This window comes from Paenisporosarcina sp. P5_A11, assembly GCF_056400705.1.
Genome location: NZ_JBFUKT010000185.1, coordinates 1 through 6,419, shown reverse-complemented (window position 1 = coordinate 6,419; position 6,419 = coordinate 1). Strand labels below are relative to the sequence as shown.

The following is a 6,419-nucleotide window of genomic DNA, read 5'->3' as shown; positions in this document are numbered from 1 at the left end:
GTAATAGAAGGTCCGTAAAATGATTTGGTATTTTTACATACTCGATTCACGACCATTTCAGCCATTTTGCGGTAACCTGTTAATTTCCCACCAGCAATTGTCAAGAGCCCACTCGCTGATTCCCAGATTTCGTCTTTACGAGAAATCTCAGAGGGGTCTTTTCCTTCTTCAAAGATTAGCGGCCTTACGCCAGCCCATGTCGACTCAACTTGAAGTGGTGATAATTGGATACTAGGAAACATAAAACTTATCGCTTCTAATAAGTAAGCTACATCTTCACTTGTAGCAATCGGATTTTTTGGATCTTCGCCATAAAAAGTGTCCGTCGTTCCAACATACGTCTTACCATTTCGTGGTATTGCAAATACCATTCGACCATCTGGAGTATCAAAATAGACAGCTTGTTTAAGTGGGAAAATAGTTTGATCAACAACCACATGGACTCCTTTTGTCATTCGAAGCTGTTTGCCATTTTCAATTGAATCTTTGATTCTAACATCGTCTACCCAGGGACCCGTTGCATTCACGATATTTTTTGCATGAATAGTCGCATGTTGTCCAGAGAGCTGATCCACTACTTTAGCTCCATTTATTTTACCTTGATTATAGACAAAGGATTCTGCCTTCACATAGTTTACGCAAATCGCATCTTTTTCAGCCGCTTTTTTTATGACTTCTATCGTTAAACGTGCATCGTCTGTACGGTATTCCACGTAGTAACCTGCACCACGAAGTCCTTCTGTTTTTAATAGTGGCTCTTTTCTTTCGGTTTCCTCAGTAGATAACATTTGACGGCGTTCGTCCCGTTTGACTCCTGCTAAAAAATCATACACACGAAGACCAACTGACGTTGAAATCGGTCCAAATGTGCCTCCTTTATGAAACGGTAATAGSATCCATTCCGGCTCTGTTACATGAACAGCATTTTCATAAACAATTTCACGTTCTTTTCCTACTTCAGCTACCATTTTCACTTCAAATTGTTTCAAATAGCGCAGTCCACCATGTACGAGCTTTGTTGAACGACTTGAAGTACCCGCTGCAAAGTCTTGCATTTCAACTAAAGCAACAGACAACCCACGTGTAACGGCATCAAGAGCAATACCCGCTCCAGTTATTCCACCACCAATGACAAGTAAGTCAAATTCGAAAGTATTCAGGGTCTGGATGTTAGTAGAGCGTCCAATTGCTGATAGCATCAAGTATCTCTCCTTTATTTAAACAGTCGTGTTGCTGCTACTGCTTTTTGCCAACCACTGTAGAGTTCTTTTATTTTCTCTTTATCCATTTTAGGTGAATAGGTTTTTTTACTGCTACGCATTTTTTTGATGTCTTCTAAATCAGACCAAAAACCTGTTGCAAGACCAGCTAAATAGGCCGCGCCAAGTGCCGTAGATTCGTTTAATTTAGCTAACTCAACTTCTAGTTCAAGTAAATCACTTTGGAATTGCATAAGAAACTCATTGTTCACCGCTCCACCATCAACACGAAGTATCTCAACTTTCATCTCTGCGTCTTGCTCCATCGTATCTAACACATCTTTTGTTTGATAAGCGAGAGATTCAAGTGTGGCTCGAATAAAATGTTCTTTTGAAGTTCCACGTGTTAATCCAAAAATAGCACCTCTGGCATCTGAATCCCAGTAAGGTGTTCCTAGACCAACAAAAGCAGGCACCACATATACGCCTTCTGTAGAATTAACTTTTTTGGCATATGACTCACTGTCCGAAGCGTTTTTCACCATTCGGAGTCCGTCTCTTAGCCATTGAATCGCCGAGCCGGCTACAAAAACACTACCTTCCAATGCATACGTCACTTTACCATCGATTCCCCATGCAATTGTTGTCAATAAACCATTAGCAGAGGTAACTGCTGTTTCTCCAGTATTCAATAACATAAAGCACCCAGTGCCGTAAGTATTTTTCGCGGTTCCCTTTTCGAAACAACACTGTCCAAACAACGCAGCTTGTTGATCGCCAGCTGCTCCTGCAATTGGAACTGCAGCACCATAGAAAACGGACGGATCTGTTTTTGTATACACCTCTGAAGATGATGAAACTTTGGGTAACATCGAAATAGGGATATTTAACTTCTCACAGATTTCGTCGTCCCACTTTAAGTCATGAATATTAAATAATAACGTCCGAGAGGCATTCGAATAATCGGTAATATGTTCTTTCTCTCCGGATAACTTCCATATTAACCATGAATCAATGGTGCCGAATAATAAATCTCCTTGTTGCGCTAATTCTTTAGCTCCTTCTACATGGTCTAATATCCATTTGACTTTCGTTCCTGAAAAATAAGGATCTAATCGCAATCCTGTTTTTTCTTGAAACCACTTTTCTAAATCCTCATTTTTCAATGCATCTACGATTTCCTGAGTTTGTCTTGACTGCCATACAATTGCATTGTAAATCGGACGTCCCGTTTTTTTGTTCCAAACTACCGTTGTCTCACGTTGATTCGTAATCCCAATCCCGTGAATATTAGTCGGTTGAATGCCACTTTCAGTTAAAACTGCAGCTATCACTGAAAGGACAGACCCCCAAATTTCATTTGCATTATGTTCTACCCAACCTGGTTTCGGAAAATATTGTTGAAATTCTTTTTGAGCTGTATGTACAAGTTCTCCTTCATTATTAAAAAGAATAGCTCTCGAACTCGTTGTTCCCTGATCAATTGCTAACATGTATTCTCCCATGCTCATTCCCCCAATTACGTTCATCAAAATAATAAAAGAACTATTTTGTGGTTATTTTCCTATCTAAATTCGACTATTGAAAACCAAAGTTTTGCAAGAAATTATTTCCTTTAATTATACTGTTTTTCCTAAATGAATGTATATGAAACACAATACTCACATGAATAGAATTAAATCTGGTACACGGTTGCACACTATACAACATATATTTTACTTATTGAGTTGCTTTCTGAATGGTTTACGCATATAGTTGTTCTAAGGAAACTTTTTTTCAAATAGGAAATAATTATTTTTATATAAAGATTATGTCGATTTGGCATCTTAAATACAGGAGGAAAATATCATGACAACAGCTATAACAGTTAGCGATTTATTTGTTTCGTATAACGGTACTGAAGCATTAAAAAATGTTAGTTTTACAGTTGCAGAAGGCAAATTGGTTGGAATTATTGGACCAAATGGTGCCGGTAAATCAACACTTTTAAAGGTTTTGTTAAATTTAATCAAAAAGGACACTGGGAAAGTTGAAATACTAGGCAGATCAATAAAAGAAATGAAAACGAAAGTTGCCTACGTTCCTCAACGAAACAATATCGACTGGGATTTCCCAATCACGGTTATGGATACAGTCTTATTAGGGACTTATCCGAACTTAGGAGTCTTCAAACGTCCTAAAAAAGAACATAAGTTATTAGCTATGGAGTGTTTAGAAAAAGTTGGAATAGCCGAGCTTTCTAATCGTCAAATAGGAGAACTATCAGGTGGTCAACAACAAAGAGTCTTCCTTGCTCGAGCATTGGCACAAAAACCTGAGATGTATTTTCTAGATGAGCCATTCGTTGGCGTTGATGTCACGAGTGAAGAGAAGATTATCTCGATTTTAAAAGAGCTCCGAGATAACGGAAAAACGGTCGTCGTTGTCCATCATGATTTAAGTAAAGCCAGTGATTACTTTAATGAATTAATTTTATTAAACAAAGAGTTAATCGGACATGGAGATGTTGAAGAAGTCTTTCAACCACAAGTCTTAAGTAGAGCTTATACAAATCAATTTCCTTCAATGGTTGGCGAAGAGGTGAAAGTATGATGAATTTTATTGAAGCGCTGATCCAATATGATTTTTTACAAAAAGCCTTATTGACTTCTATAATGGTTGGAATCATTTGTGGAGTCATCGGATGTTTTATTATTCTACGAGGAATGGCTTTGATGGGTGATGCAATTTCTCATGCCGTGCTCCCTGGAGTTGCCCTCTCTTATCTGCTTGGTATTAATTTCTTTATTGGAGCTGTGTTTACTGGATTAATAACGGCACTAGGTATTGGCTTCATCAGCCAAAATAGTCGGATTAAAAATGATGTCTCAATCGGTATCATGTTCACTGCTGCTTTTGCATCAGGGATCATTCTCATCACATTGATGAAAAGCAGCACGGATTTATACCATATTCTTTTTGGAAATGTGCTTGCCGTTCGCCCATCTGAGATGTGGTCGACTCTTTTCATTGGCATTTTCGTGCTTGTAAGTATTTTTGTTTTTTATAAGGAACTACTGGTTAGTTCGTTTGATCCAACGATGGCTGCTGCATATGGGTTACCTACAAAAGTCATTCATTACTTTTTAATGGCCCTTCTTACTTTAGTAACTGTGGCTTCATTACAAACAGTAGGCATTATTCTTGTAGTAGCAATGCTTATTACGCCCGCTTCGACCGCGTATTTATTAACGGATAGACTGTGGGTCATGATTTACCTTTCAGCAGGGATCGGTGTATTGTCATCCATACTCGGATTATATTTTAGTTACACTTACAACTTAGCTTCAGGTGCGACCATTGTACTTGCTGCCACTGCTTTATTTGTGCTTGCGTTTTTATTTTCACCGAAGCAAGGTTTAGTATGGCGCACAATTAAAAGTGCACGAAAAAGAGAAATGCATTCACAATCATAATTATGTATGGAGGATTAAGATGAAAACTATAAAATATTTTACAAGCATCATGAGCATTATATTGCTCTTACTTATTTCAGCGTGTGGGAAAGAAGATGAAAATGCTTCCAAAAATCCAAATGATAAAATTCAAGTCATCGCTACCTATTCAATTATCTACGATATTGTGAAAAATGTGGGTGGAGATCGAGTAGAAATTCATACACTCGCTCCAGTTGGTTCAAATCCGCATGAGTATGACCCACTTCCAAAAGATGTTCAATTGACAACAGATGCGGATGCCGTATTCTATAATGGACTTAATTTAGAAGCTGGAAACTCGTGGTTCGAAAAACTATTGCTTACTGCCAACAAAGGCGAAAAAGATTCACCTGTATTTCAAATGAGTGAAGGTGTTCAACCGAAATATTTGACCACTATGGGGAAAGAATCTGAAGAAGATCCTCATGCCTGGTTAGACATTCGCAACGGAATTAAATATGCTGAAAATGCAAGAGATGGCTTGATTAAAGTTGACCCAGAACATGCTGATGTATATGAAAAGAACGCTAAAGAATACATTGAGAAACTTGAAACTCTTCATGAGGAATCAGTTTCGCGTTATAATGAGATTCCAAAAGAACAGCGTCTCTTAATTACTAGCGAAGGTGCCTTTAAATATTTCTCTGAAGCATATGATTTTGAAGCAGCTTATATTTGGGAAATCAACTCTGAAAATCAAGGCTCACCTGAACAAGTAAAATCAGTAGTAGATTTTATAAATACGAAAAAAGATCCTGTATTATTTGTTGAAACAAGTATAGACCCTCGAAGCATGGAAACCGTGTCTGCTGAAACAGGAGTTCCGATATTCGGCAAAGTATTCACTGACTCTATCGGTAAGCCAGGCGAAGATGGAGATACTTATATCAAAATGATGGAATGGAATATTGATTCGATTTTTAAGGGCTTAACTGAAAAATAACTATTATGATTATCTGTTTTCTTTGTAAGATTACGATTTAGATTTCACATGTTATACTTATAACTTGCTGGGGTGTTTAACAGTTAGCATATCTTCCGGTAAGTATTAAACAATTAACAAACGAATTGAGAAGGTGAACCTAATGATCGAAATCAAAACATCTACATTAAGTGACGGAGAGTTAAATCGCGGCGTATTTGCAAAAAGAGATATTAAAAAAGGTGAACTCATTCATGAAGCACCCGTTCTCCCCTATCCAAATGAACAACATGAACATGTTGAGAAGACGCTTTTAGCTGATTATGCTTTTGAGTATGGCATCAATCATACTGCATTGGTATTAGGATATGGAATGTTATTTAATCACTCATACCAACCAAATGCAATGTATGATATTAATTTTGACAATCATACTTTTGATTTCTTTGCATACAAAGATATTAAAGCTGGAGAAGAAGTGTTGATTAACTATAACGGTGAAGTTGAAAATGATGATCCATTGTGGTTTAATCAAGAAAACCCAACGAACGACTAGCATAAGCTAGTTCTTCGTTGGGCTTTTTTTTAATTAACTTCGGTATGCCTTTAATGTTGTTTTTAATGAAGCATACGTCCCTATTGCGGCAGCACTATAAAAAAATCCCATAAAAATACCTGCTGATAAATTTTGAGGATGACTAATAAATATAGAAATAATCAACCCAATGGCAGTAGCGCATGCTGGAATGTATTTTGGAGAAATAGGCAGAAACACTTTGAGGACGATTATCAATATCATGATGACAGGTATCGCCCACAGTG

General features: G+C 37.4%; 7 protein-coding genes. 4 read left to right on the top strand and 3 right to left on the bottom strand.

Features of this window, described 5'->3' with window-relative positions:
• On the bottom strand, positions 1 to 1,199 hold a 1,199-nt coding region (locus AC1DOS_RS17095; protein WP_477538468.1), incomplete at its 3' end, for a glycerol-3-phosphate dehydrogenase/oxidase.
• A gap of 14 nt (positions 1,200 to 1,213) precedes the next feature.
• Positions 1,214 to 2,704 carry a glycerol kinase GlpK gene (glpK, locus tag AC1DOS_RS17090; protein ID WP_477538467.1) on the bottom strand — a complete coding sequence of 497 codons (1,491 nt, stop codon included), beginning with the start codon at positions 2,702 to 2,704 and terminating at the stop codon, positions 1,214 to 1,216.
• A 343-nt stretch (positions 2,705 to 3,047) separates the two neighbouring features.
• Between glpK and AC1DOS_RS17085 the strand changes: the two genes are divergently transcribed.
• From AC1DOS_RS17085 to AC1DOS_RS17070, 4 genes are all read left to right on the top strand, one after another.
• Positions 3,048 to 3,791: a metal ABC transporter ATP-binding protein gene (locus AC1DOS_RS17085; protein ID WP_477538466.1), complete on the top strand. Its 744-nt coding sequence runs from the start codon at positions 3,048 to 3,050 to the stop codon at positions 3,789 to 3,791.
• Positions 3,791 to 4,654, top strand: coding sequence for a metal ABC transporter permease (locus tag AC1DOS_RS17080; RefSeq protein WP_108584777.1), 864 nt, complete (start codon positions 3,791 to 3,793; stop codon positions 4,652 to 4,654). Before AC1DOS_RS17085 ends, AC1DOS_RS17080 begins: the two co-directional genes overlap by 1 nt.
• Before the next feature lie 49 nt (positions 4,655 to 4,703).
• Complete coding sequence (locus tag AC1DOS_RS17075) at positions 4,704 to 5,618, top strand: metal ABC transporter solute-binding protein, Zn/Mn family (protein WP_477538469.1); 915 nt, start codon at positions 4,704 to 4,706, stop codon at positions 5,616 to 5,618.
• A gap of 142 nt (positions 5,619 to 5,760) precedes the next feature.
• Entirely contained in the window at positions 5,761 to 6,153 is a 393-nt protein-coding gene (locus tag AC1DOS_RS17070) for an SET domain-containing protein (RefSeq protein WP_108584721.1), read from the top strand.
• Positions 6,154 to 6,186: 33 nt separating this feature from the next.
• Here the strand turns inward: AC1DOS_RS17070 and AC1DOS_RS17065 are convergent, their stop codons facing one another.
• Entirely contained in the window at positions 6,187 to 6,417 is a 231-nt protein-coding gene (locus AC1DOS_RS17065) for a hypothetical protein (RefSeq protein WP_477538465.1), read from the bottom strand.
• Positions 6,418 to 6,419 lie beyond the last annotated feature (2 nt).

What these genes read in the sequence shown, in the direction of transcription:
- AC1DOS_RS17085 (WP_477538466.1), top strand. Translation starts at nt 3,048, where the DNA reads ATGACAACAGCTATAACAGTTAGCGATTTATTTGTTTCGTATAACGGT.
- AC1DOS_RS17070 (WP_108584721.1), top strand. Translation starts at nt 5,761, where the DNA reads ATGATCGAAATCAAAACATCTACATTAAGTGACGGAGAGTTAAATCGC.
- AC1DOS_RS17075 (WP_477538469.1), top strand. Translation starts at nt 4,704, where the DNA reads ATGAGCATTATATTGCTCTTACTTATTTCAGCGTGTGGGAAAGAAGAT.
- AC1DOS_RS17080 (WP_108584777.1), top strand. Translation starts at nt 3,791, where the DNA reads ATGAATTTTATTGAAGCGCTGATCCAATATGATTTTTTACAAAAAGCC.
- glpK (WP_477538467.1), bottom strand. Translation starts at nt 2,704, where the DNA reads ATGGGAGAATACATGTTAGCAATTGATCAGGGAACAACGAGTTCGAGA.